This window comes from Sphingomonas sp. TDK1 (genome assembly GCF_001650735.1).
In the GTDB taxonomy this organism is placed as follows: domain Bacteria; phylum Pseudomonadota; class Alphaproteobacteria; order Sphingomonadales; family Sphingomonadaceae; genus Sphingomonas.
In genome coordinates this window covers 93,185-118,549 of record NZ_LXVY01000004.1, presented here as the reverse complement: position 1 = coordinate 118,549, position 25,365 = coordinate 93,185, and the positions used below count along the sequence as shown (strand labels likewise).

The 25,365-nt window shown below is 68.1% G+C and carries 23 protein-coding genes; 8 read left to right on the top strand and 15 right to left on the bottom strand.

The window, feature by feature from the left end:
- Nucleotides 1–12: 12 nt before the first annotated feature.
- Genes A7X12_RS04130 through A7X12_RS04120 form a run of 3 tightly spaced genes read right to left on the bottom strand, consistent with a single transcriptional unit; the run spans nt 13 to nt 1,575 of the window.
- A complete protein-coding gene (locus A7X12_RS04130) occupies nt 13–318 on the bottom strand; it encodes a polyhydroxyalkanoic acid system family protein (RefSeq protein WP_064310380.1) in 306 nt (101 codons plus the stop codon).
- Nucleotides 315–731, bottom strand: coding sequence for a VOC family protein (locus A7X12_RS04125; RefSeq protein ID WP_064310379.1), 417 nt, complete (start codon nt 729–731; stop codon nt 315–317). The genes A7X12_RS04130 and A7X12_RS04125 overlap by 4 nt, the downstream gene beginning before the upstream one ends.
- Nucleotides 732–777: 46 nt before the next feature.
- Complete coding sequence (locus A7X12_RS04120; RefSeq protein WP_084445105.1) at nt 778–1,575, bottom strand: aspartyl/asparaginyl beta-hydroxylase domain-containing protein; 798 nt, start codon at nt 1,573–1,575, stop codon at nt 778–780.
- 184 nt (nt 1,576–1,759) lie between these two features.
- On the opposite strand from A7X12_RS04120, the gene A7X12_RS04115 reads away from it, so the two are divergent.
- Nucleotides 1,760–4,627, top strand: coding sequence for a M16 family metallopeptidase (locus tag A7X12_RS04115; protein ID WP_064310378.1), 2,868 nt, complete (start codon nt 1,760–1,762; stop codon nt 4,625–4,627).
- A gap of 417 nt (nt 4,628–5,044) precedes the next feature.
- On the opposite strand, the gene A7X12_RS04110 is transcribed toward A7X12_RS04115, so the two are convergent.
- The 7 genes from A7X12_RS04110 to A7X12_RS04080 all read right to left on the bottom strand — a co-directional run bounded on the left by A7X12_RS04110 (nt 5,045) and on the right by A7X12_RS04080 (nt 12,621).
- The gene (locus A7X12_RS04110; RefSeq protein ID WP_064310377.1) at nt 5,045–5,296 is read right to left on the bottom strand and encodes an ATP synthase F1 subunit epsilon; all 252 of its coding nucleotides are present in this window, start codon (nt 5,294–5,296) and stop codon (nt 5,045–5,047) included.
- 166 nt (nt 5,297–5,462) lie between these two features.
- A complete protein-coding gene (gene atpD / locus A7X12_RS04105; RefSeq protein ID WP_064310376.1) occupies nt 5,463–6,935 on the bottom strand; it encodes a F0F1 ATP synthase subunit beta in 1,473 nt (490 codons plus the stop codon).
- Between the two features lie 27 nt (nt 6,936–6,962).
- On the bottom strand, nt 6,963–7,838 hold the full coding sequence (locus tag A7X12_RS04100; RefSeq protein ID WP_064310375.1) for a F0F1 ATP synthase subunit gamma: 876 nt from the start codon (nt 7,836–7,838) through the stop codon (nt 6,963–6,965).
- A gap of 14 nt (nt 7,839–7,852) precedes the next feature.
- A complete protein-coding gene (atpA, locus tag A7X12_RS04095) occupies nt 7,853–9,382 on the bottom strand; it encodes a F0F1 ATP synthase subunit alpha (RefSeq protein ID WP_064310374.1) in 1,530 nt (509 codons plus the stop codon).
- 10 nt (nt 9,383–9,392) lie between these two features.
- Complete coding sequence (locus tag A7X12_RS04090) at nt 9,393–9,947, bottom strand: F0F1 ATP synthase subunit delta (protein ID WP_064310373.1); 555 nt, start codon at nt 9,945–9,947, stop codon at nt 9,393–9,395.
- Nucleotides 9,948–10,182: 235 nt separating this feature from the next.
- On the bottom strand, nt 10,183–10,890 hold the full coding sequence (locus A7X12_RS25875; RefSeq protein ID WP_064310372.1) for a PEPxxWA-CTERM sorting domain-containing protein: 708 nt from the start codon (nt 10,888–10,890) through the stop codon (nt 10,183–10,185).
- Between the two features lie 225 nt (nt 10,891–11,115).
- Nucleotides 11,116–12,621 carry a DEAD/DEAH box helicase gene (locus A7X12_RS04080; protein ID WP_064310371.1) on the bottom strand — a complete coding sequence of 502 codons (1,506 nt, stop codon included), beginning with the start codon at nt 12,619–12,621 and terminating at the stop codon, nt 11,116–11,118.
- A 294-nt stretch (nt 12,622–12,915) separates the two neighbouring features.
- On the opposite strand from A7X12_RS04080, the gene A7X12_RS04075 reads away from it, so the two are divergent.
- Nucleotides 12,916–13,293, top strand: a complete 378-nt coding sequence (locus A7X12_RS04075) for a PilZ domain-containing protein (protein WP_232318353.1) — start codon at nt 12,916–12,918, stop codon at nt 13,291–13,293.
- 339 nt (nt 13,294–13,632) lie between these two features.
- Nucleotides 13,633–13,785, top strand: a complete 153-nt coding sequence (locus tag A7X12_RS25870) for a hypothetical protein (protein ID WP_198161878.1) — start codon at nt 13,633–13,635, stop codon at nt 13,783–13,785.
- 253 nt (nt 13,786–14,038) lie between these two features.
- Here A7X12_RS25870 and A7X12_RS04070 read toward each other — a convergent pair whose 3' ends face one another.
- Nucleotides 14,039–15,673: a glycoside hydrolase family 43 protein gene (locus A7X12_RS04070; protein ID WP_064310369.1), complete on the bottom strand. Its 1,635-nt coding sequence runs from the start codon at nt 15,671–15,673 to the stop codon at nt 14,039–14,041.
- Complete coding sequence (locus A7X12_RS04065; RefSeq protein WP_064310368.1) at nt 15,670–16,920, bottom strand: MFS transporter; 1,251 nt, start codon at nt 16,918–16,920, stop codon at nt 15,670–15,672. The genes A7X12_RS04070 and A7X12_RS04065 overlap by 4 nt, the downstream gene beginning before the upstream one ends.
- Nucleotides 16,921–17,057: 137 nt before the next feature.
- Here A7X12_RS04065 and ada point away from each other — a divergent pair, with 137 nt between their 5' ends.
- Nucleotides 17,058–18,101 carry a bifunctional DNA-binding transcriptional regulator/O6-methylguanine-DNA methyltransferase Ada gene (gene ada / locus A7X12_RS04060; protein ID WP_064310367.1) on the top strand — a complete coding sequence of 348 codons (1,044 nt, stop codon included), beginning with the start codon at nt 17,058–17,060 and terminating at the stop codon, nt 18,099–18,101.
- A 40-nt stretch (nt 18,102–18,141) separates the two neighbouring features.
- Here ada and A7X12_RS04055 read toward each other — a convergent pair whose 3' ends face one another.
- Both A7X12_RS04055 and A7X12_RS04050 read right to left on the bottom strand, forming a co-directional pair.
- Nucleotides 18,142–19,692 carry a S1C family serine protease gene (locus A7X12_RS04055; RefSeq protein WP_232318352.1) on the bottom strand — a complete coding sequence of 517 codons (1,551 nt, stop codon included), beginning with the start codon at nt 19,690–19,692 and terminating at the stop codon, nt 18,142–18,144.
- A 46-nt stretch (nt 19,693–19,738) separates the two neighbouring features.
- Nucleotides 19,739–21,904 (bottom strand): primosomal protein N', encoded by a 2,166-nt coding sequence (locus A7X12_RS04050; RefSeq protein WP_064310366.1) that lies wholly within the window; start codon nt 21,902–21,904, stop codon nt 19,739–19,741.
- On the opposite strand from A7X12_RS04050, the gene A7X12_RS04045 reads away from it, so the two are divergent.
- The 4 genes from A7X12_RS04045 (at nt 21,888) to A7X12_RS04030 (ending at nt 24,771) form a co-directional block, all read left to right on the top strand.
- Complete coding sequence (locus A7X12_RS04045; protein WP_232318351.1) at nt 21,888–22,433, top strand: hypothetical protein; 546 nt, start codon at nt 21,888–21,890, stop codon at nt 22,431–22,433. The two genes, A7X12_RS04050 and A7X12_RS04045, sit on opposite strands and share 17 nt — an antisense overlap.
- A 63-nt stretch (nt 22,434–22,496) precedes the next feature.
- The gene (locus tag A7X12_RS04040) at nt 22,497–22,913 is read left to right on the top strand and encodes a hypothetical protein (protein ID WP_064310365.1); all 417 of its coding nucleotides are present in this window, start codon (nt 22,497–22,499) and stop codon (nt 22,911–22,913) included.
- Nucleotides 22,914–22,946: 33 nt separating this feature from the next.
- Nucleotides 22,947–23,600, top strand: coding sequence for a fructose-6-phosphate aldolase (fsa, locus tag A7X12_RS04035; protein WP_064310364.1), 654 nt, complete (start codon nt 22,947–22,949; stop codon nt 23,598–23,600).
- Between the two features lie 277 nt (nt 23,601–23,877).
- Nucleotides 23,878–24,771: a tyrosine recombinase XerC gene (locus A7X12_RS04030; RefSeq protein WP_064310363.1), complete on the top strand. Its 894-nt coding sequence runs from the start codon at nt 23,878–23,880 to the stop codon at nt 24,769–24,771.
- A gap of 1 nt (nt 24,772) precedes the next feature.
- On the opposite strand, the gene A7X12_RS04025 is transcribed toward A7X12_RS04030, so the two are convergent.
- On the bottom strand, nt 24,773–25,360 hold the full coding sequence (locus A7X12_RS04025; protein ID WP_064310362.1) for a DedA family protein: 588 nt from the start codon (nt 25,358–25,360) through the stop codon (nt 24,773–24,775).
- Between the last annotated feature and the right edge of the window lie 5 nt (nt 25,361–25,365).

Below are 25,365 nucleotides of genomic sequence, written 5' to 3'. Positions count from 1 at the left end.
GCCGCGGGCCCCTCAGGCGAGCAGCCGGGGCCCTTCCTTCGCGAGCATCTCGCGCACCTTGCCCGCGAACAATGCGAGCATGCCGGGCAGGGCGATTTCGGCGTGGACCTGGGTATCCTGCACGTCCAGCCGGCTCACCACCTGCTGGCCCATCGCCGCGACGGTGAAGTGCAGGCTGTCGCCGTCCCAGCGGTGCTCGACGGTGGCGCCGCCGGGGATCTTTTCCGCCAGCCGGCCGATCTTCGAATCGATCCGTGCCCGCGCCGCGTCGCGGCCCAGCTGGTGGGGAATGTCGACGCTGATCGTCTGCGGGATCATGTTGCGAACACCATGGCGTCATCGGCGAACGCCTTGAATTCCAGCGCGTTCCCGCTGGGGTCGCGGAAGAACATCGTCGCCTGCTCGCCCACCTGCCCCTGGAAGCGGATGTGCGGCGCGATGCCGAAGGCAACCCCTGCCGCCTCCAGCCTGGCTGCGAGCGCGTGCCAGTCCTCCATCGTCAGCACCACCCCGAAATGCGGCACCGGCACGTCATGGCCGTCGACCGGGCTGGTCGTCGCGACCGGCTTCGCGGCAGGATCGAGATGGGCGACGATCTGGTGGCCGAACAGATCGAAGTCGATCCACTGGTCCGACGCGCGGCCCTCCGGGCAGCCGAGCAGCCCGCCGTAGAAGGCGCGGGCGGCGGCGAGGTCATGCACCGGAAAGGCAAGATGGAAGGGGCGTGGCATGGTCCTGGCTTAGCGCCGCCGGTCCGCGCCGACAATGTGGCGATCGTCAGGCGTCGGCCGTGATTTCGCCGCGATGCCAGCGCCGCAGATTCGCCCGCGCTTCCTGCACGAAGGCGGAGCGGCGCAGCACGCCGAGCAGCGTGTCGGCGATCCAGCGGCCCGGATTGCGCAAGGGGCGGCGAAACTGGATCAGCAGGACGATGCGGGTATGCGCGCTGTCGTTCCACACTTCATGGTCATAGGTGTCGTCGAACACCAGGGTCTCGCCCTCGGCCCAGCGGACCACGCGGCTGCCGATGCGCATCCGCACGTCGCCGTCGCGCGGTACCACCAGCCCCATATGGCAGGTGATCAGCCCCTTGGTGACGCCGCGATGCGCCGGAATATGCGTGCCGGGCGCGAGGATCGAGAAGATCGCGCTGTTCAGGCCGGGAATCTGCTCCATCAGCCGCGACGTGTGCGGGCAGCGCGCGAGATTCTCGTCGACGCGGTAGCCATAGCCCCACAGGAACAGGCTGCGCCATTTGCCGATCGGCGCGATGGCGCGGTGGTCGGGCGAGATGGCGGCAAGCGAGGGCGCGCCGGGCTGCGCCGCGATCGCTGCCAGCGCCTCGTCGCGGATCGCTGCCCAATCGGCGCGCAGCGCGGCCGTCCAGGGAAAGGCCCGCATGTCGAGCACCGGCGTATTGGGTACCAGCGAGGACGCCGCGATCAGCCGGTCGAGCGTGCCGCGCAGGTGCTTGCCCCAGCGCAGCAGCAGGGGGCGCGGGCGGCAGGGCGAGTCGGGAAGCACGGCCGTGTCGGCCGGCAACCCGATCCGTGCCTCGCTGGTGGCAACATCCACGCGCAACTTCCCCGAACCTTCCGCGTTGGCCCCGAACTTCGGTGCTGCAACGCAACAATCCATGCCCTGGATCTAGGCCGTCACTTGGGTCCAAAACATGGCGTCGGGATGGATTCTTGTGGCGTACATCCGGCAGAAAGGTTGCCGGTGGCAAGGCGACCAACTCGCCTCTAGAAAGGGCTTCATGTTCTCACGTCCGCGCATGCCGCGCTTCGCCCTGCTTCTCCTTGCACTCGCTGCTCCTTCGCTGCCCACGCCGGTGCTGGCGCAAGGCCGGCCCGAGGGCGTCCAGACCGCCGAGGATCCCTGGCTCTACAAGGGCAGCGACCTCGTCCATGACGATAAATGGAAGTTCGGGCGGCTTTCCAACGGCGTGCGCTATGCGGTGCGCAAGAACGGCGTGCCGCCGGGGCAGATCTCGATCCGCGTCCGCATCGATGCGGGCTCGCTGATGGAGCGCGACTCGGAGCGCGGTTTCGCGCACCTGCTCGAACATCTCAGCTTCCGCGGCTCGACCTATGTGCCGGACGGCGATTCGAAGCGGATCTGGCAGCGCCTGGGCGTCACCTTCGGCTCGGACAGCAACGCTGCGACCACCTTCATCAGCACCACCTACAAGCTCGATCTGCCCAACGCGACGCCGGAAGGGCTGGACGAGAGCTTCAAGATCCTCTCCGGCATGATGGCCGCGCCGGCGATCACCCAGGCGTCGCTCACCGCCGAGCGCCCGGTGGTGCTCGCCGAGGGGCGCGAGCAGCCCGCGCCGCAGAAGCGGATGCAGGACGCGCTGTACCAGCTGATCTTCGCCGGCCAGCTGCTCGCCGATCGCGAGCCGATCGGCACCGTCGAGGCGCTCAATGCCGCCACGCCGGCCAGCGTCCAGGCGTTCCACGATCGCTGGTACCGCCCGGAGCGCGCCACGGTGATCGCGATCGGCGATGTCGATCCCGCGATCCTCGAGGCGATGATCAACAAATATTTCTCGAGCTGGCAGGGCAAGGGCGAGGCGCCCAAGACCCCCGATTTCGGCAAGCCCGAGGCCGATCATCCGATCGCCGCGAGCATCGTCGAGCCGGCGCTGCAGCCGGTGGCGCTGATGGCGATCGTGCGGCCGTGGACGGTCTATGCCGACACGGTGATCTTCAACCAGAAGCGCATGATCGACATGGTGGCGATCCGCATTCTCAACCGTCGCCTCGAATCGCGCGCGCGCGGCGGCGCCTCGTTCATCGGGGCGGGCGCGGATCTCGACGATATCGCCCGCTCGGCGAACGTCACGACGCTGACCGTGCTGCCCACCGGCGACGACTGGGAAAGCGCGCTGCGCGATGTCCGCGCCACCGCTGCCGAGCTGATGGCCGCCCCGCCCAGCCAGGCGGAGATCGACCGCGAGCTCGGCGAGATCGATGCGGTGATGCGCAACCGCATCTCCACCGCGCCGGTCGAATCGGCCGTGTCGCTGGCGGACGATCTCGTCCAGGCCGTCGACATCAACGAGACGGTGACGACGCCCGAAGCCTCCTATGCGATCTTCAAGGGCGCGATCGCCGCGCGCATGTTCACGCCGGCGGCGGTGCAGGCCTCGGCCAAGAAGGTGTTCGAGGGCACTGCGACGCGCGCGCTCGTCAACACCCATGCGCCCGATCCCGATGTCGTCCGCAAGGTGACGACCGCGCTCCAGGCGGACGTGAAGGCGGCGGCGATGAAGCGCCGTACGCTGAACGTGAAGTTCGACCAGCTGCCGCGCCTCGGCGCGCCGGGCAAGGTGGTCGAGCGCACGCGCGTTGATCCGGATATCGCCATCGATCAGGTCACCTTCGCCAACGGCGTCAAGCTGCTGATGCGCGAGGACCAGTCCGAAACCGGCAAGGTCTGGGTCAACATCCGCTTCGGCCGGGGCCTGCGGGCGCTGCCGGGTGACAAGCGCGTGCCGGCCTGGGCCGGCAAGACCGCGCTGATGGCCAGCGGCATCGGCAAGTTCGGCCAGGAGGAGCTCGACGCGCTGACCGGCAACCGCCAGATCGGCCTTGGCTTCGACATCGAGGAGGACGCCTTCGTCTTCCAGGCGCAGACCAACAAGCAGGACCTTGCCGACCAGCTCCGCCTGTTCGCGACCAAGCTGGCCGCGCCGGGCTGGGACCCCAACCCGATCACCCGCGCCAAGGCGGCGACGCTGGCCTCCTATGCCGGCCTCTCGGCCTCGCCGGACGCGGTCCTCGGCCGCGACCTCGACGTGCTGCTGCACGACGGCGATCCCCGCTGGGGCGTGCCGAGCCGCGAGGAAGTGACCGCGCTCACCCCGCAGGCGTTCCGCGCCTTCTGGGAGCCGATCCTCCAGACCGGCCCGATCGAGGTCGATATCTTCGGCGACATGAATGCCGATGCGACGGTGCAGGCGGTGGCGGCGAGCTTCGGCGCGCTGAAGTCGCGCGGCCCGGGTGCGGAAAGCGGCGCGCCGGTGCGCTTCCCCGCGCATGTCGCGACGCCGGTGGTGCGCACCCATACCGGCGCGGTGGACCAGGCCGCGGCGGTGATCGCCTGGCCGACGGGCGGCGGCAGTGCCGGCCTCGCCGAGAGCCGCAAGCTCGAGATCCTTACCGCTGTGTTCCGCGACCGGCTGATCGAGCAGCTGCGCATCCAGGCGGGCGTGAGCTATTCGCCCAATGTGATGAGCGACTGGCCGCTGGGCTTGGCCGCCGGCGGCAAGATCGCCGCGCTGGGCATGGTGCCGCCGGACAAGACCGACTTCTTCTTCAAGCTCGCCCGCGACATCGCGGCGGACCTGGTGGCGAAGCCGATCGACGCCGACGAGCTCAACCGCGCGCTGACGCCGCTCAAGCAGCAGCTTCTCCGCATGTCGAGCGGCAACATGTTCTGGATGAACCTGGTGGAGGGCGGCACGCAGGATCCGGCACGGATCACCGGCATGCGCAGCCTGGCGAAGGATTATGCCGCGACCACCCCGGCCGAACTCCAGGCGCTCGCCGCCAAATATTTGCGGCCGGACAAGGACTGGACGATGGTGGTGCTGCCGGAGAAGGCGGCGAAGTAACCCCGGTAGGGACAGTATGGATACAAAAAGGCCGGGCGCGACGGGATCGCGTCCGGCCTTTTTGTATCGGTGGCGCTAAGGTCTCTGCGGCCATGCCCCGTCGCTTCGAGGCGGTCGGAGCGCATCCGCTGCCATGCGCCGGCTCCATCGCTGGCAAGGGCCGTACCGGGCGCTGTCAGGTCCGAGCGGCATGCCGGCGGGCAGGGCGCCGCGCAGGCAGGGCGCACAGGGAGCGCCAGAACGCACCGATGGCCTGGGCCCGGCGCGCCTTGGCTGCGCCGCTGGGGGGGGGCTGGCGTCGCTGGAAGGGAAGGCCGGGGGCGAGAATGGCCGTGCCACCTCCGGCCCCGCCAGCCGCGCGCACGCACAAAAAAGGGGGCCCTGGGGCCCCCTCGAACTGTTGTTCGGTGCGTGCGCTTATTCGGCGCGTTCGGCCAGCACGGTGAGACCGCGCTCGTTGACCTCGGCGAAACCCCCTTCGACGCGGATCAGCTCGGGCGTGGTCGAACCCGCCTTATAGAGTTCGATATTGCCGTCGCGGATCGTCGACATGATCGGCGCATGGCCTTCCAGCACGCCGAAATCGCCCTCGCTGCCGGGGACGACGACCATATGGACCTCTTCCGAGCGGACGAGACGTTCCGGGGTGACGAGTTCGAAGTGCAGCATGTTCTCTATCCTAAGCCCCTCCCCTTCAGGGGAGGGGGAAGGGGTGGGGATGCGGCGGCGGGGGCTCGATGCCCCCGGCGTCGCCATTTGGGGCTAGTACGGGACGCTCGCTTGCGCTCGCGCCCCACCCCAACCCCTCCCCTGAAGGGGAGGGGCTAGTAGTGGCTTACGCCTCGTCGGCGAGCTTCTTGGCCTTGGCGATCGCGTCGTCGATGCCGCCGACCATGTAGAAGGCCGCTTCCGGGAGATGGTCATACTCGCCGTCGACCACCGCCTTGAACGAGCGCACCGTGTCTTCCAGCTGCACGAAGGCGCCCGGGATGCCGGTGAACACTTCGGCGACGTGGAACGGCTGGCTGAGGAAGCGCTGGATCTTGCGGGCGCGGGCGACGGTCAGCTTATCCTCTTCGGAAAGCTCGTCCATGCCCAGGATCGCGATGATGTCCTGCAGCGACTTGTACTTCTGCAGGATGGCCTGCACCGCACGCGCCGTCTCGTAATGCTCCTGGCCGACGACGCGCGGTTCCAGCACGCGGCTGGTCGAGTCGAGCGGATCCACCGCCGGGTAGATGCCCAGCTCGGAGATGGCGCGGTTGAGCACGGTCGTCGCGTCCAAGTGGGCGAACGAGGTTGCCGGCGCCGGGTCGGTAAGATCGTCGGCGGGCACGTACACGGCCTGCACCGAGGTGATCGACCCCTTGGTGGTCGAGGTGATGCGCTCCTGCAGCGCGCCCATGTCGGTCGACAGGGTCGGCTGATAGCCCACCGCCGACGGAATACGGCCGAGCAGTGCCGACACTTCCGCGCCCGCCTGGGTGAAGCGGAAGATGTTGTCGACGAAGAACAGCACGTCCTGGCCTTCGACGTCGCGGAAATATTCGGCGATCGTCAGGCCCGACAGCGCGACGCGGGCACGGGCGCCCGGCGGCTCGTTCATCTGGCCATATACGAGGGCGACCTTCGAGCCTTCGCTGATGGCGTTGCCGTCGGCGTCCTTGGCGATGACGCCGGCGTCGAGGAACTCGTGATAGAGATCGTTGCCCTCACGGGTACGCTCGCCCACGCCTGCGAACACCGAGGTGCCGCCATGGCCCTTCGCGATGTTGTTGATCAGCTCCTGGATGAGCACGGTCTTGCCCACGCCGGCGCCGCCGAACAGGCCGATCTTGCCGCCCTTCGCATAGGGCGCGAGCAGGTCGATCACCTTGATGCCGGTGACGAGAATCGCGCTGTCGGTCGACTGCTCGATGAACTCGGGGGCCTTGGCGTGGATCGGCGCGCGCAGCTCGGTGCCGACAGGACCACGCTCGTCGATCGGTTCGCCGACGACGTTGAGGATGCGGCCGAGCGTCGCGGGGCCGACCGGCACCTGGATTTGGTTGCCAGTGTCGGTGACAGTCTGGCCACGCGTCAACCCCTCGGTCGCGTCCATCGCGATCGTGCGGACGGTGTTCTCGCCCAGATGCTGCGCGACTTCGAGAACCAGGCGGTTGCCGTTGTTCTGCGTCTCGAGCGCCGAAAGGATCGCCGGCAGGTTGTTCTCGAACGTCACGTCGACGACCGCGCCGATCACCTGGCTGATGCGGCCGACATTGTTGGTGCCCGTGGTCGGGGTGGTGTCTACAGCGGCGGTTGCCATTGTTGCTTTCCTTGCTTCGTGCAGCTTTTAGAGCGCTTCGGCGCCCGAAATGATTTCCACCAGTTCGGTCGTGATCGCGGCCTGGCGGGAACGGTTATACTGGATCGTCAGACGGTTGATCAGGTCACCGGCGTTGCGCGTCGCGTTGTCCATCGCGGTCATCGACGCGCCCTGCTCGCTGGCCTGGTTTTCCAGCAGCGCCTTGAAGATCTGCACCGTCAGGTTGCGTGGCAGCAGATCGGCGAGGATCGTCTCTTCGTCCGGCTCATACTCGACCGAAGCACCCGCACTCGCCACCGTCATCTCCGGCACCGAAACCGGGATCAGCTGCTGCTCGGTCGGCACCTGGGCCAGTGCCGAGCGGAAGTGCGAGTAGAACAGCGTCGCCACGTCGAACTCGCCCGCGAAGAAGCGGTCGGTCACGTCCTTGGCGATGGCGCGCGCTTCGTCATACCCCGGCGTCCGCACGGCAGTGGTGTCGAACTGGCCGACGATCATGCCGGGGAAGGTACGGGCGATCACCGCGCGGCCCTTGCGGCCGACGAGGTAGAACTTCACCGTCTTGCCCTCGGCGATCAGCGTGCGGGCCTTGAGGATCGCCGCCTTGACGATGTTGGCGTTGAACGCACCCGACAGGCCCTTGTCGCCATTGGCGACGATGAGGAGCTGCGTGTCCGCCTTGCCGGTGCTGGCGAGGAGACGCGGCGCATTGTCGCTGGCCCCGACCTTGCTGGCGAGGCTGGCGACCACGCCCTCAAGGCGCTGGGCATAGGGGCGCGCGGCTTCTGCGGCGGCTTGCGCCTTCCGCAGCTTCGCCGCCGCGACCATCTGCTTGGCCTTGGTGATCTTCTGGGTCGACTTGACCGAGGCGATCCGGCCCTTGAGTTCCTTGAGGTTGGCCATCCGGCGGCAGTCCCTTAGGCGAAGGTCTTGGTGAAGGCGTCGAGCACGCCCTTCACCTTGTCTCGCGTACCGTTCTCGAAGGCCTTGGTGTCGCGGATCTCGGCGAGCACCTCGGCATGCTGCGAACGGAAGTGCGCGAGCATCGCGGCTTCGAAGCGGACCACGTCCTTGACCGCGACATTGTCGAGGTAGCCGTTGGTGCCGGCGAAGATCGAGATGGTCTGCTCTTCGAACGACAGCGGGCTGAACTGCGGCTGCTTGAGCAGCTCGGTCAGGCGCGCGCCGCGGTTGAGCAGCTTCTGGGTCGAGGCGTCGAGGTCCGAACCGAACTGCGCGAACGCGGCCATTTCGCGATACTGGGCGAGCTCGAGCTTGATCGAGCCCGAGACCTTCTTCATCGCCTTGGTCTGCGCCGACGAACCCACGCGCGACACCGACAGGCCGACGTTGATGGCCGGACGGATGCCCTGGTAGAACAGGTTGGTCTCGAGGAAGATCTGGCCATCGGTGATCGAGATCACGTTAGTCGGGATATAGGCCGACACGTCGCCCGCCTGCGTCTCGATGATCGGCAGCGCGGTCAGCGAGCCCGAGCCGTTGGCGTCATTCATCTTCGCGGCGCGCTCGAGCAGGCGGCTGTGGAGATAGAACACGTCGCCCGGATAGGCTTCGCGGCCCGGCGGGCGGCGGAGCAGCAGCGACATCTGACGATAGGCGACGGCCTGCTTCGACAGATCGTCATACACGATCACGGCATGCATGCCGTTGTCGCGGAAGAACTCGCCCATCGCGCAGCCGGTATAGGGCGCGAGGAACTGCAGCGGGGCCGGCTCCGAGGCGGTGGCGGCGACGACGATCGAATATTCCATCGCGCCATTCTCTTCGAGCTGGCGGACGATCTGCGCCACGGTCGAGCGCTTCTGGCCGATTGCGACGTAGATGCAGTAGAGCTTCTTGCCTTCGTCGCCCGAGCTGTTCGGGCCCTTCTGGTTGATGAAGGTGTCGATCGCGACGGCGGTCTTGCCGGTCTGGCGATCGCCGATGATCAGCTCGCGCTGGCCACGGCCGATCGGCACCAGCGCGTCGATGGCCTTGAGGCCGGTCTGCACCGGCTCGTGCACCGACTTGCGCGGGATGATGCCCGGTGCCTTCACTTCGACGCGGCGGCGCTCGGTATACTCGATCGGGCCCTTGCCATCGATCGGGTTGCCCAGGCCGTCGACGACGCGGCCGAGCAGGCCCTTGCCGACGGGGACGTCCACGATCGTGCCGGTGCGCTTGACCGTGTCGCCTTCCTTGATCTCGGCGTCCGAGCCGAAGATCACGACGCCGACGTTATCGGCCTCGAGGTTGAGCGCCATGCCCTGCACGCCATTGGCGAATTCGACCATCTCACCGGCCTGGACATTGTCCAGCCCGTGGATGCGCGCGATGCCGTCGCCGACGGACAGCACCTGGCCGATTTCCGAAACCTGCGCTTCGGTGCCGAAATTGGCGATCTGGTCCTTGATGACCTTCGAGATTTCTGCGGCGCGGATATCCATCTTCTTGCCTTCAGCCTTTCATCGCGTGCGCGAGGGAGTTCAGTCGGGTCTTGATCGACGAATCGATCATCTGGCTGCCGATCTTCACGACCAGGCCGCCGAGGAGCGAGGGGTCCACCGACAGGTCGACCGAGACCTCGCGGCCGATTCGGGTACGCAGCTGCTGCTTGAGCGCGTCGACCTGTTCGGCATTGAGCGGGTGTGCCGAGGCCACCTCCGCGGTCGTCTCGCCGCGATGGCTGGTCGCCAGCGCGCGGAAGGTGCGGATGATCGCCGGCAGCTGTGCCAGACGGCGGTTCTCGGCGAGCACGCCGAGGAACTTGGTCGTCGTCGCATCCAGGCCCATCGCGCCCGCCGCAGCGGCCACCGCCTTGCCGGCGTCCTTCCGGCCGATCAGCGGGCTGGTGGTCAGCGCCTTGAACTCGGGCGACTCGTCGAGCGCCGCCCGCACGGTCGCAAGGCTCGCTTCGACGGCCTCGATGGCCTTGGCGTCACGTGCCAGCTCGAACAGCGCGGTTGCGTAGCGTCCGCTTAGGCTGGCCTGAATACCGCCGGAATTCTCCACGCGATTCGTTTCCTCTCGGAGGGTCGGAAGTGACCCCATGCACAAAAGGGGGGCGACGCATACTGCGCCCCCGATGGGTTGCCGGGCTGCTAGCATCGCGGTTCAAGGGATGCAACCCGAGTCGCTGAAACGTCACACGGGCATTTCATGCCTGCATTTGCGTGTGTCGCCAAACGGCAAAGAAAAAGGGCAGGCGAACCATGCGCCTGCCCCGAATTCAGCGTGATAGCCGCGCTCAGGCGACTCGGTAGGCCATGCTGCGGCGGCGACGCAGCATGCCGCCGACGAAGGCGAAGCCGCCGATCATCATCGCCCAGCTGGCCGGTTCCGGCACGGCGGTGAGGAACACCTGGCTCTGCTGGGTGGGCGAGTAGAGCACCTGCAGCTGTTGGCCGGCAATGGGGGCCCAGCCGCCACTGGTGACCTGGGTAAGATAGCTGTTGGCCAGGCTGCGCGCATCATTGCTGTTGCCGCCATAGGTGTAGAAGTCGCCGGCGGTCGTATCATACTTGCCGCTTTCGGTGAGGATTTCCCACACGGCGAGCTGGGTCGCGGCGGAGATTGTCTGCTTGCCCGATAGATCCGTCTCGGCGGCAAGCAGCAGATCGGAATGGGTGAGCAGCGTCAGCATCTGCTGCTGGCGGGTGGGATCGCCCAGGACCGAGCCGATGCCTGCGCGTTCATACGCGCCTTCGCCTACCGGCTTGAAGGGATCGATGCAGTAGCTGAGGAACGAGACGGCCTTGCCGCCTTCGGTGCCGCTCAGCAGGAAGCGGCCCATGCCCGGCCAGGCGCCCAGAAAGTTGCCGGGCGTGTAGACCATCATGTCCGCCATCAGGATGCCGGGATTGCTGTCGACGCCGGTGATCACCACCGCCGCGTCCGCGGCTGCCGGCGCCATCGCGCCGAATGCAAGAGCTGCCGCCATCAGGGCCGTGCGCATTGTCTTTCTGTCCCACCCGTTGAGTTGCACGGGCGGTATCGTGATCGCAGGGGGCGGCGCTAGATTATTGAAATTGGTAAATGGCCGGCTTTGATACAGCCGTGCCGCGATGGGACGGCACGGCGATCCTCCCGGCCGCAAAACGCGAAGGGCCACACCTCGCGGCGCGGCCCCTCCACCATGCTCGCATGGATCGCCTCCCCATGTCGGGGAAGCGCGCGGACGTCAGCGCCCGCGACCCTGACCGCCGCCCTGGCCCTGGCCGCGATTGCTGCCGGGGCGACCCTGGCCGCTGCCGGCCGGACGCGCGTTGAACTTGCGCTTGGGCGCGCCCGGGCCGCGACCCGCGCCTGCCCCTGCACCGGCATGGCCGGCACCTTCGGCGCGACGCGGTTGGTCGCTGCGCGCGCCGCCCTCGGCCCGACGCGGCTCGCCGCTACGCGGCGCATCGCTGCGCGGACCGCCGCGACCGCGGCCGCCCGGCTGGCCGTCGCCACGCCGACCCGAGGCATGCTGCATCGCGCGGCCGTTGCGGCCGTTCTGCTCGTCGCGGCTCGCCGGCATCGGCGAGCGGGTCGACTTGATCTTGTCGGCCTCGGCCATGAAGTTCTCCGGCAGCGGCTGCACGGTGAGCTTCTGGCGGGTCAGCCGCTCGATGTCCTTCAGGTACGGACGCTCGTCATCGGCGCAGTAGCTGATCGCGATGCCGTCGGCGCCGGCGCGCGCGGTGCGGCCGATGCGGTGGACATATTGCTCCGGCACGTTGGGCAGCTCGAAGTTGAACACATGGCTCACCCCCGATACGTCGATGCCGCGCGCGGCGATGTCGGTCGCCACCATCAGCTTGACCTTGCCCGAGCGGAATTCGCCCAGCGCGCGCTCGCGCTGCGGCTGGCTCTTGTTGCCGTGGATCGCGTTTGCGGCGATGCCGTTGCCGGCGAGCAGCCGCACGACGCGGTCGGCACCATGCTTGGTGCGGGTGAAGATCAGCGCGCGGTCGATCTCCGGGTTGCGCAACTGCATCGTCAGCAGCGCCTGCTTCTCGGCCTGCGTCACATAGGTGACGAACTGCTCGACGCGCTCGGCGGTGGTGGCGACCGGGGTCACCTTCACTTCGACCGGATTGTGGATGAACTGGCTGGCCAGCTCGCGGATCGTCTTCGGCATGGTCGCCGAGAAGAACAGCGACTGGCGCTTGGTCGGCAGCTCCTTCACGATGCGGCGCAGCGCATGGATGAAGCCCAGGTCGAGCATCTGGTCGGCTTCGTCAAGCACCAGGATCTCGATGCCTAGCAGGATCAGGAAATGCTGGTCGAGCAGGTCGACGAGGCGGCCCGGCGTGGCGACGAGGATGTCGACGCCGCGCGCCAGATCGGTCTTGTTCTTGTGGACCGAGGTGCCGCCGAACACGGTGGCGATGCGCAGGCCGGTGCCGCTGGCATAATGCTTGGCGTTGTCGGCGATCTGCGCTGCCAGCTCACGCGTCGGCGCGAGGACGAGCATGCGGCAGCCGCGCGGCTGCGGACGCTTGGCGCTGGCGATCAGGCGATCGATCGAGGGCAGCATGAACGCCGCGGTCTTGCCGGTGCCGGTCTGCGCGATGCCGAGCAGGTCGCGGCCTTCGAGCAGCGCGGGGATCGACTGCGCCTGGATCGGCGTCGCGTCGGTATAGCCCTTGGCGGCGAGCGCAGCCAGGACGGTCTCGGAAAGGCCGAGTTCTTTGAATTGCATGGTAAAACCTTATAGATGCGGCCGGCGCGCACGCATCTTCAAAGGGCGCACGCGAAGGCGGGGTCAACAAGTGACGCCCCGCGTGATTTGGGAAGCCGATAAGCGACGAAGCAGAGCCTAGCGGAGCAGGTCCCCAACAGGGGCGCGCCGCCGATCACGCTGCATATAAATGCCTCGTCGTGGTTTCGCATATGGCAGCGATGTTGCGCCGCGTCAAGAAGCGGCGGCGCGTTGGTCAGGCGTTAACCCCGTTTGTCGTAGAGCCGGTGTGCTGGGGCAAGGGAACAGGCACGAGTGCTCGTCGCGCGACTGGAAGTTTGGGGAAGCATGGACGCGCGCGGCGCGGTGCGCTTCCTGGTGAATCGGGAAACCACCGTGCGCGGCATGGACGGCCGCCCGTTCGACGCGGTGGTCGAGAATTTCTCGCGCACCGGCTTCCTGTTCAACGCCGATGTCGAACTGCCCGAGGGCACGCTGATCTGGATCGGCATGTCCGGCGCCGGCGCGCGCGAGGCGCGGGTGGTGTGGCGCGAGGACACCCGCCACGGCTGCGAGTTCCTGATGCCCCTCAGCCAGCGCGACCTGCAGCATGCGTTCCGGAGCAGGGAAAGCATGGTGGAGGATCTGGAGGCGCGGCTGCGGCGGGCGAGCATGTTGCGCGAGGGGGAGTAGGCCCTCCAAATCCTCCCCTGCCAAAGCAGGGGAGGGGGACCATGGGCGTCAGCCCATGGTGGAGGGGCCGCCGCGCCAGCGGCGGAAGTCCGACCTCCCGGCCTTTACCGCGCCTCGCGGCGCGGCCCCTCCACCACCGCCTTCGGCGGCGGTCCCCCTCCCCCGTTGGGGGAGGATCTGAAGGCGCGGCCGCGGCGGGCAGGCATGTTGCGCGAGGGGGTGTAGGGCGATTTATCGGCACCGTCCGATAGGGAGTGCCGTACGGCAGCTCTCGCCCCAGTTGCGGATATTGACACTTGTGAGACAATATCGTCTCTGGTGGCCCAAAGGATTGTTTCGATGCTCCGCTATGGAATCGGCCTAGTTATCCTGATTGCTGCTCTGACTTCTCTTGAAATGCTCGGGATGTCGATAAGCCCGGCGGCGGTTGGCGGAGCAGCCGGCTTTGCTACCATCCTCTGGCTTTACCGTAAAAGGCTGACCGTCGGCTAGCGCCACACTTTTAGACGTAGCAAATCCGCGTATAATCATTCGATGCAGCCGAGAAAACACTCCCGCGTGAGGTTCAATAACCCCGGCGATTGGTTCGTAGAAGGGCGAGGAAAGCCGTTTTTTCCAGCTACGTGGGAGGGCTGGGTTATATTCCTCACCCTCTTGCTCGGCCCGTTCATCGCTGCGGCATTCGGTCTGGGAGGCTAACGGCCGCTTCCCACAAGATTCGGGCATGCGCGACGCGCCTACGGGTTTAGCCCACCGTCGGATCCACCACGAACGCCCGCTCGCGATACGCGAACCAGTCGAAATCCGCCGGCATCCCCGTGCCGCCCATGTCCTGGCAGGCCATGCCGATGAACGCGCCGGTGAAGTTGGGCAGGCCGGGGGCGCTCGCCTCGTCGGAGAGGATCGAGGCGTCGAACAGTTCGGGGAGCCAGTGCCAGGCCTCCGCGCCTGCCATGCGCCAGCCGAAGCGCAGCCGCTCGTAATCCACCTCGCAGCGTAACTCCACTGGCCCCGCCGGCAGCGGGATCGGCGCGGTGAAGGCATCGCCCTGCGGCGCGTCGGGCAGCGCTGTCATCACGCGGAGATGGCGGCCCATGTCCTCGTCATGGCTGACATGCAGGTAGTGGAACTTGGTGCTGTTGTAATAGACCACCAGCCCCGCCGCCTGCTGGAAGTCCTGCGGCTCGAAGTCGAGCACGCAGCTGGTCGAGGTGCAGAAGGCCTGCAGCCGGCGCGCGACCAGCGCCTGGGTGAACACGCTGCCGATCGTTTCGCGCCCGAACAGGCGGAGATGGCCGGGCCGCGCGGTGAGGCTGAAGATGCGGTCGGGCTCGGGGGTGCGCAGCCATTGCAGGTCGATCGGCAGGGTGGCCGAATCGAAGTCGTGGTGCTCCTCGGTCTGCCGCCCCGGCGAGGGGGTGTTGCTCAGCGCCGGCACTTCCAGCTCGGGCAGGCCGCGGCCGTCTCGGGTGTAGAGCCAGCCATCCTCGGCCCAGCGCATCGGCTGGATCGCGGTCTCGCGGCCGAGCACGCAGCGGCCGCGATTCGGCAGCGGGCGCCCACACAGATAGGCGAGCCAGGGTTCGCCGTCCGCGGTGTGGACCAGATCGGCATGGCCCGCGCGCGCCAGCACCGCGTCGGGGCGGGTGCGGCTGGAGAGAATGTACGTGTCCGGGTGCAGCTCGTATGGCCCGGTGATGTCGCGCGACCGCGCCATGGTGACGGCATGGTTCCAGCCGGTGCCGCCCTCGGCGGTGAGGAGGTAGTAGAAGTCGCCGCGGCGATAGAGGTGCGGCGCCTCGGTCAGCCCCAGCGCGGTGCCGGGGAAGATGTTGGTGCGCGCGCCCACCAGCTTGCCCGCCGCCGGATCATATTCCTGCAGCACGATGCCCGCGAAGCGGTTGCGGCCGGGGCGATGGTCCCAGAGCTGGTTGACCACCCATTTGCGGCCGTCCTCGTCATGGAACAGCGAGGGGTCGAACCCGCTCGAATTGAGGTGGATCGGATCGGACCAGTCGCCGTCGATCGTGTCGCAGGTGACGAGATAGTTGTGGAAGTCGCGCAGCGATGCGCCCGAGGCGCCCCCCATCGTCGTGCGGCCATAGCGCTTCACATCGGTGTAGAGCAGGTGGAAGCGGGTGCCGTCATGGGTGAGGCACGGCGCCCACACCCCGCAGCTGTCCGGATCGCCGCGCATGTCGAGCTGCGAGGCGCGCACCAGCGGCCGGGCGACCAGCGTCCAGTTGGCGAGGTCGCGGCTGTGGTGGATCTGCACGCCGGGGAACCACTCGAAGGTCGAGGTCGCGATATAATAATCGTCGCCGACGCGGCAGATCGACGGATCGGGGTTGAAGCCGGGCAGGATCGGATTGCGGATCATCGGGGCGCCTTGACGAGGGTCCAGAGAAGAAGGGCGGCGACGAGGTCGAGCAGCCCGAGGGCGATGAAGAAGGGGCCATAGCCGAGCGAGGCGACCAGCCCGCCGATCAGCAGCGAGAAGATCAGGATGCTGCTGTTGGCGAAGGTGCCGGCAAGCCCCGCGACGGTGCCGAGCTCGTTGCGCGGGAACAGGTCGCTGGCCATGGTGATGACGGTGACCGACAGCGTTTGGTGCGCGAACCCGCCCAGGCAGAGCAGCGCCACCGCCAGCCAGGCGCTCTCGACGCTGGCGACGAACACCATGCCGGTCATCAGCAGCGCGCCGAAGGTGAAGGTCCAGCGCCGCGCGTTGATCAGGCTGATGCCGCGCCGCTGCAGGAACAGCGCCAGGGCGGGTCCGAACATGCAGCCCAGGTCGGCGGCGATGAACGGCAGGAAGGCGGAAACCGCGATCTCGCCCAGGTTGAATCCGCGCACCTTCACCAGATAGAGCGGCATCCAGAAGGTGAGCGTCCCCCAGGTCGGGTCGGCGAGGAAGCGCGGCAGGGCGATGCCCCAGAAGTTGCGCTGGGTGAGCAGGCGGACGATCGAGGGGCGCTCGGCGCGTTCCTGGATATGCGCCTCCTGTCCGCTGAGGATCAGGTCACGCTCCTGGTCCGAGAGGCTCGGATGCGTCTGCGGCGTGCGATAGTTGGCAAGCCAGAGCAGCGCCCAGAGCAGCGCCAGCACGCCGGTGACGACGAAGGCCGCGCGCCAGTTCCACAAGGCGATCGATCCCGCCACCAGCGGTGCCGCAAGTGCCGCACCTGCCGAGGCGCCGAGGTTGTAGATCCCGCCCGCAAAGCCGCGCTCGCGCGCCGGGAACCACTCCGAGACGACCTTGAGGCCGCCGGTGTGCGACGTCCCCTCGGCAAAGCCCAGCATGCCGCGCAGCGCGAACAGCCATTGCCAGCTGAACGCGAGGCCGTGCGCCATGCTCAGCAGGCCCCAGCCGGCGGCGAACAGCACCATGCCGGATCGCAGGCCCACCACGTCGAGGATATAGCCCACCACCGGCTGCAGCATGATGCCGCCCTGAAAGGCCGCGGTGATGTAGGAATATTGCTGCTCGTTGATGTGGAGATCGACCATGAAGCTCGGCGCCGCGACCGCCAGCGTGCTTCGCGTCAGATAGTTGAGCATCGTGCCCAGCATGACGATGCCGATGATCCACCAGCGCAGCGCGCTCGTGCGGTGCCAGAAGGACATGCACTCTCCCCAAACCGCGCCAGCACGCGTGTTAACGTTAACGTTGCCAGCAAAGCGCGCCGACTGCAAGAGCCGGAGCGGCTTTGCGCGCAAGCGACGGGATGCCGCAACTACGCCAATGGGCGTATAGCGATGGCATGACCGATGCTGCAGCCCTCGACGATGCCCGCTGGAACGCCTTCGCCGCGCGCGACCGGGCGCAGGATGGCCGCTTCGTCGTCGCGGTGACGACGACCGGGATCTACTGCAAGCCCAGCTGCCCGGCGCGGCGACCCCGACCGGAGAATGTCCGCTTCTTCGATGCGGGGTGGGAGGCCGCCGCCGCTGGCTTCCGCGCGTGCCTGCGCTGCAAGCCCGACGAAGCCGCACGCGACGCCACTGCCGTCGCCCGTGCCACGGCGCTGCTCGATGCGGCCGAGGAACCGATCGGCCTCGAGGCGCTGTCGGCGGCGGTCGGCTATGCCCCGCATCATTTCAACCGGCTGTTCAAGCGTGCGACCGGCGTGACCCCCGCCGCCTATGCCCGGGGCCTGCGCGCACGGCGGGCCGCCGCGGCACTCGACGAGGAGGCAAGCGTGACCCAGGCGATCTATGCCGCCGGCTATTCGGCCCCCAGCCGCTTCTATGCCGAGGCAGGCGCGCGGCTCGGGATGGTGCCGAGCGCGTGGCGTAGCGGCGGGGCGGGGGTGACGATCCGCTGGACGATCGCGGATACCAGCCTCGGCCCGCTGCTCATCGCGGCGACGGACAAGGGCCTTTGCCGCATCGCCTTCGACGAGGATGCGGACATGCTCGCCCGCCGCTTCCCTGCCGCGACGGTGGTGGCTGGCGACGCGGACTTCGCCGCGCTCGCGGCCGAGGTGGTGGCGATGGTCGAGGATCCCAATCGTCAGCGCGACCTGCCGCTCGACGTGCAGGGCACCGCCTTCCAGGAGGCGGTGTGGCAGGCGCTGCGGACGATCCCGGCCGGCGAGACGCGCAGCTATGCCGAACTTGCGGCGATGGCGGGAAAGCCCGCGGCCGTGCGCGCGGCGGGCACCGCATGCGGCGCCAATCCGGTCGCGCTCGCCATTCCCTGCCACCGCGCCCAGCGCGGTGACGGGAGCATGGGCGGCTATGCCTATGGTCTGGAGCGCAAGCGCACGCTGCGCAGCCGCGAAGGCGTGCGCGAGCGGAAATAGGCGTCGTATCCTCCTCCCACGACGGGAGAGGGTTCAGGCGTTACTGCGCTGCGCCGGGCGCGCAGTGATAGACGAGCTTTTCGTTATAGGCCGAGGGCAGTGCCGCGCGCATCGACTGCTGCAGGCTGGCCAGGCTTGCGCGCTTGGCCTGGTCGGCGGTGCACTGGCTCACCGGTACGGCGGGCTTCACCTCGCGGACCTTCTCCATGTCGGCGGCGGAGAGAAAATAGCGGGTGTCGGTCAGCGTCTCGCTGTCCGGATCGAACTCGCGCACCGTTACCGTCTGCTCGTCGGCGGGGACGAGCACGCGCTGCCAGCGGCGGCCGGACTCGGCATATTGGGTGCCGCCGTCGAAACAGCCGTCCGGGCCTGCGTTCAGCCGCACTGCTTCGCCTGCCGACACCGTGATGCGGCTGCGATCGGGCTGGAGGGTGCAGACCAGCGGCCCCTGCGCGGTGTCCGCCGGCAGCTTGGCCTCGGCCGTTTCGTTGCCCTCGCTCGGCGCGGCGATGCTCGCCTCGTCGAAGCTCGGGCGCAGTACGAACAGCGCCACCGCACCGAGCAGCAGCGCTCCGCCGCCGACGGCGGTCCAAACGCCCGCCCGCTGCTGGTCGCGCGAGAGCAGCAGTCCTGCCGCGCCGAGTGCCAGCGCGCCGAACACCAGCAGCACCGCCGCGCCGGCCATATAGGTTTCTCGGGTGGACTCATTCGCCGCGCGCGCCTTGTCGATCGCGGCTTCGCGGGCGCGGGCGGCGGCGGATTCTGCCTGCGCATTCCGGTTGGCGGCGTCGGCGCGATCCTTTTCCTCGGCCGCCTTGTCGAGCGCGCTGCGCTGGTCGACGCTGATGCACGGCGCCGCCACCGATACGAAGGGCTGCTTGGCCTGGGTAAGGAATCCGTTCAGCTCGGCATCCGAGATGGCGAAGGCGAAGGTCGAATCGCCCTCCTCGCTGTTGGTGATCGCCGAGTTCACGCCCAGCACGCGGCCGCAGGCATCGAGCAGCGGGCCGCCCGAATTGCCGCGCGCGATATTGGCGGTGTGGAGCAGCACCGAAATGCCCTCCAGCGTTCGAGTGCCGGCAAAGCCGCCCTGCGAGCGCACCGGCGATTGCGGGGTGATGAAGTCGGCGGCCGACCGCGCCGTGGCGACGTCGACATTGCCGGGATAGCCGAGCGCGATCAGCGTTTCGCCGTCGGTGACGGCGGCGCTGGACAGCGCCAGCGTCGGCAGCTTGGCGCCGCTGAACTCGATCAGTGCCAGGTCGCGCTTGGTGTCGATCGCGATCAGCTTGCCCTGGAAGGACTTGCTCCCCTCGGACGGCACCACTCCGATCACGACATTGCCGGGATAGCGCGAGGCGAGCTCGACGACATGCGCGTTGGTGACGACGCGGTTCGGCGCGACCGCAAACCCGCTGCCATGGCCGAAGCCGACCACCTCGTCGTCCGCGACCGCGATGGTGACGATCCGCACGACACCGCGCCCGGCCGCCGATATATCGTCGGCATGGGCCGGCGCGGCCCAGGCAAGCAGCGTCACCATCAGCACGAAGATGAGCCGCATGCGCGAAAACAACCCGGTCAAAGTCATGCCGCGCGCTTTCGGCGAAAAGCGGCGGCGGTTCAAGCGGCGACGCTCACACGAAGCTATAGGGATCCACGTCCACTGCCACGCGTACCCGGGCGCTCCAGCTGAGGGCGCCCAGCCAGTTGCGCACCACGTCCTGCACGTCGAAGCTGCGCCTGGCGTGCACGAGCAGGCGGAATCGATGCCGCCCGCGCAGCATTGCCAGGGGCGCGGGGGCTGGGCCGTAGACGTGCATCTCGGCGAGCTCCGGCGCCGAACGGCCGATCATCCGCGCGGTTTCCTCCGCCGCCGCCTTGTCCTCGGAGGAGACGATGATCGCAGCATAGCGGCCGAAGGGCGGCGCTTCGGCGTGGCGACGCGCCTCGGTCTCGGCCGCATAGAAGGCTTCGGCATCGCCGGAGACGAGCGCCTGCATCACCTGCGCCTCGGGCGCATGGGTCTGGATGAACACCGTGCCCGGCTTCTCGCCGCGACCGGCGCGCCCCGATACCTGCATGATCTGCTGGAAGGTGCGTTCGGAGGCGCGCAGGTCGCCGCCGTCGAGCCCGAGATCGGCGTCGACCACACCGACCAGCGTCAGGTTGGGGAAGTGATAGCCCTTGGTGACCAGCTGGGTACCGACGACGATGTCGATCGCGCCATGCTCCATCCGTGACACGAATTCGGCGGCCTTGGCCGGGGACCAGAGCGTGTCCGAGGTGACGATGGTGGTGCGCGCCTCGGGCCACAGCGCCGCCACCTCGTCGGCGATGCGCTCCACGCCCGGGCCGCAGGCGACCAGCGTGTCGTCGGACTTGCATTCGGGGCACATGCTTGGCGTCGGCATGGTGTGGCCGCAATGGTGGCAGGACAAGCGATGGAGCAGCCGGTGCTCGACCATCCACGCCGTGCAGTTCGGGCACTGGAAACGGTGGCCGCAGTGGCGGCACAATGTCAGCGGCGCGTAGCCGCGGCGGTTGAGGAACAGGAGCGACTGTTCGCCGCGCTTGAGCGTCTCCTCGATCGCGGCGACCAGCCGGGGGGCCAGCCAGCGGCCGCGCTCCGGCGGCTCGCGGATCAGGTCGATCGCCTCGATCTTCGGTAGTTCGGCGGCGCCGTAGCGGCCGGGCAGCTTGAGCTCGGCATAGCGGCCGACTTCGACCTGGTGCCGCGTCTCGATCGCCGGCGTGGCGGAGGCGAGGACCACGGGGCACCGTTCGAACATGCCGCGCATCACCGCCACGTCGCGGGCGTGATAATGCACGCCATCTTCCTGCTTGAAGCTGGTTTCGTGCGCCTCGTCGACGACGATCAGGCCGAGCTTGGGATAGGGCAGGAACAGCGCCGAGCGCGCGCCTACCGTCACCATCGCCTCGCCGCTGGCGATCGCGCGCCAGGCGCGGCGGCGCTCGGAGCTGCGCAGACCCGAATGCCACGCCACCGGCTCGCAGCCGAAGCGGCGGGCGAAGCGGGTGAGGAAGGGCTCGGTCAGCGCGATCTCGGGGAACAGCACGAGTGTCTGCTTTCCGGCCTCGATCGCGGCGGCGACCGCCTCGAAATAGACTTCGGTCTTGCCCGATCCGGTGACGCCGTCGAGCAGGAAGGGCTGGAAGGCGGCGGTCTCCACCGCGGTGCGCAAGCCGCCCGCCACCGCTCCCTGGGCGGGGTTGAGTTCGGGGGGCGCGAAGGCGGGATCGGGGAGCGGATAGGGGGCCTGGGTGTCGACGGTTACGGCCTCGATCGCGCCGGTCTTTACCAGGCCGCGGATCACGGCGTCGGAGACCTCGGCGATCGCGGCGAGCTCGCGCACCAGCCCTTGGCGCTGGCCGATCCGCTCCAGCGCCTGGGCGCGCTGCGGGGTCAGGCGGTCGGGGACCGCGCCGGTCGCGCGATATTCGGTGATCGTCGGCGCTGCCTCGAACGCCGCCGAGGTTCGCAGCGTCATCGCCAGCACCGAGGAGGGCGGGGCGAGATAATAGTCCGCGGTCCACTCGATCAGGCGGCGCACGGGCGCGGGGATCGGCGGCGCGTCGGCGACGGCGAGGATCGCGCGCAGGCGATTGTCGCCGATCTCCTCGGTCGGCAGCCGCTCGGGCTCCCACACCACGCCGGCGAACTGGCGCGGGCCGATCGGCACGATGACGATGCTGCCGGGCTCGACCGCCATGCCATGCGGCACGCGATAGTCGAGCGGCCCCAGAGCCGGATGGAGGACGAGAATGCGCGCGCGGGACATGATCGGCCCTCATATGGGCATTTTCGACGGAACGGGAATCCCGTATCGCCGGTTCGTCGTCCAAGGAGACCCGCCGATGCTGTTGCTCGCCCTGCTGCTCGCCCAGACCGCGCCCGCCCAGGCGACCACCGCGTGCAAGGCGCCCGACGCCAGCCTGCCGGTCGCGCTCGCCGGCTGGAGCACCCCCGGCGACGAGCTGGTGGCGGACAAGGCAGTATCGCTGGCGACGGTCGACGCCTCGACGCTCAAGGGCCTGCCCAAGGGCGCCAAGCCGGGGCGGGCGGCGACGATCGAATTCCGCATCGCCAAGGCCGGCACCTATGGCATCGCGCTCGACCAGCCGGGCTGGATCGACGTGGTGCCGGGGGCGGCTGGGGGCGCGGCGCTGAAGTCGGTGGCGCATGGGCATGGGCCGGATTGCTCGACGATCCGCAAGATCGTGCGCTTCGAGCTGGCGCCGGGCACCTACCGGGCCTTCGCCAGCGGCCTGGCGCAGACCAAGGCGAAGATGATGCTGGTGCCGAACTGAATCGGCTTGTTCTCGGGGTGGAACGAATATAGAACAGCGACTCGCTGAACAGGGGAGTCGGCGATGCTGATATTCGTAGCTGGAATGATGTTGACGGTGCCGCAATGCACCGAGCTTCCGCGATCCTTGTCGGGCTGGGAACGCAGCGCCGACGGGCTTGATACCCGCCATGCGACGACGATTGCCGCGAAGAACGGCGCGGCGGAAACCCAGGTGACCATCCGCAAGGCCGGCACCTTCGGCATCGCGGCGGACCAGCCCGGCTGGATCGACGTGGCCAAGGGCAGCGGCCGTCCCTTGCGCATGGCCTCCCGCGCGCCGGGTGTCACCTGCGCGAAGATCGATAAGATCGTCTATTACCGCCTCGAACCCGGCACCTACCGCGTCACCATCGGCAAGCTGCAGAAGCCGCAGGTGAAGCTGATGCTGGTCTATGGCAACCCTTCGCAGGGGTTTGCCCGGCGCGGCCGGGTCGGCTAGGCGGGCGGCAACACTCCACTGGAAGGTTCTGCCATGAAGTTCTTCGCCGACACCGCCATCATCGACGACATCCGCGACCTGGCCGATGCCGGGCTGCTCGACGGCGTCACCACCAACCCGTCGCTGATCGCCAAGTCGGGCCGCAACTTCCTCGAAGTGGTGGCGGAGATCTGCGAGATCGTCGAAGGCCCGGTCTCGGCCGAGGTCGTCGCGCTCGATTTCGAGGGCATGATGCGCGAGGCGGAAATCGTCCGGAAGATCGCCGACAATGTCGCGGTCAAGCTGCCGCTGACGATCGACGGCCTCAAGGCGTGCAAGGCGCTCACCGACGACGGCACGATGGTCAACGTCACCCTCTGCTTCTCGGCCAACCAGGCGCTGCTCGCTGCCAAGGCGGGCGCGACCTTCATCTCGCCCTTCGTCGGCCGCCACGACGATATCGGCTTCGACGGCATGGACCTGATCGAAGACATCCGCCTGATCTACGACAATTATGATTTCGCCACCGAGATCCTGGTCGCCAGCGTCCGCCACCCGATCCATGTGCTGCAGGCCGCCAAGATCGGTGCCGATGTGATGACCGCCCCGCCGGCGGTGATCAAGCAGCTCGTCAAGCATCCGCTGACCGACAAGGGCATCGAGTCGTTCATGGCCGATTGGGCCAAGACCGGCCAGACGATCGGTTGAGTCTGGGTTGAAGCGTAACTTCCCCTCCCGCTTGCGGGAGGGGTTAGGGGAGGGACTGGCGTGGAAGGTTCGGACTCCGCTGCGGCCTTCCCGTCGCCCGGTCGTGCGATGCACCCGCGTCCGGTCAGGTCCCTTGTCATTCCCGCGAAGGCGGGAATCCATTGGCGCTGATGCGGCGGTTCGTTCCTCCGGCGTACAGGCGAATGGATTCCCGCCTCCGCGGGAAGGACGACGGTCTCTTTGGGGGGCTCAAGTCCAAGGCAGGGGCGCCGCACCCATGACCGACCTCCCCCTCCCGCGCCGCTTCGCCGAGCATCTCGGTCGCGACCGGCGGCGCTCTGTGCACACGATCCGTGCCTATGAGGCGACCGCCATCCGGTTGCTGCGCTTTCTCCAAGAGCATTGGGGCGGCCCCATCGCGCAGGACACGCTCGCCAAGGTCGGCGCCGCCGATCTACGAGCCTATCTCGCCCATCGCCGCGGCGAGGGGCTGTCCAATGCCTCCGCCGCGCGCGAGCTTTCCGCCGTTCGCGCCTTCCTGAAATTCGCCGGCGGCGACGATGCCCAGCTGCCGCGCTTGCGTGGCCCCAAAGTGAAGAAGGGCCTGCCCCGCCCGATCGCGCCGCACGAGGCCGTGGCGCTTGCCGAATGGGCGTCGGACGAGGCGCGCGAGCCCTGGATCGCGGCGCGCGATTGGGCGGTGCTGCTGCTGCTCTACGGTGCCGGCCTGCGCATCGGCGAGGCGGTCGCGCTGAGCGGTGCCGCACTCCCGCTGGGCGCGACGCTGCGCGTCACCGGCAAGCGCGACAAGACACGCGACGTGCCGTTGTTGCCGGAGGTGCGTGCGGCGATCGAAGCCTATGTCGCCGCCTGCCCCTGGGGCACCGCGCGCGACCTGCCGTTGTTCCGCGGCGCCAAGGGCGGCCCGTTGCCGCCGGGCGCGATTCGCAAGGCGGTGCGGTCGGCACGTACCAGCCTGGGCCTGTCGGACCGCACCACGCCGCACGCGTTGCGGCACAGCTTCGCAACGCATCTGCTCGGTCGCGGCGCGGACCTTCGCGCGTTGCAGGAATTGCTCGGGCATGCGAGCCTAAGTTCGACGCAAGTCTACACCGCGGTCGATGCCGCGCATCTCCTGGATGTGTATCGAAACGCCCATCCGCGGGCCTAGGCTATGCTTGGCGCGGCTTCCAGGTCAGCACGCGCCATACATAGAAGACCAGCATCGCCGCCACGCCGACGATGATCGCGGGCGTCACGAAGCGGTCGATCTCCGCCACCGCTCTGCCCAGCCCATAGCCGACCCCCACCAGTGCCGCGTTCCAGATCGCGCTGCCCGCCGCCGTATAGGCACAGAACCGCCAGAAGGGCATGTGCATCAGGCCGGCCGGCAGCGAGATGATGGTGCGGCCGAACGGCATGAAGCGAAACACGAAGATGGTGGGCCCGCCCCAGCGATCGAAATAGCCCTTGAAACGCTCGACATCGTGCCATTCGACCGTCAACCAGCGACCCCAGCGCGCCACGAAAGGCTGTAGCCGCTCATAGCCTAGCCGCCGCCCGATCTCCCACCAGAACAGATTGCCGAGCACGGTGCCGAGCGTGCCGACCACGACGAGCAGCACCGGGTCGAAATGTCCCTTTGCCGCGCCGATGCCGGCCATGCCCATGATCGCCTCGGAGGGCACCGGGGGCACGACATTTTCCAGCACCATCAGCAGGAAGATGCCCCAATAGCCCCAGCCGAGGATCATCGCCATCGCGT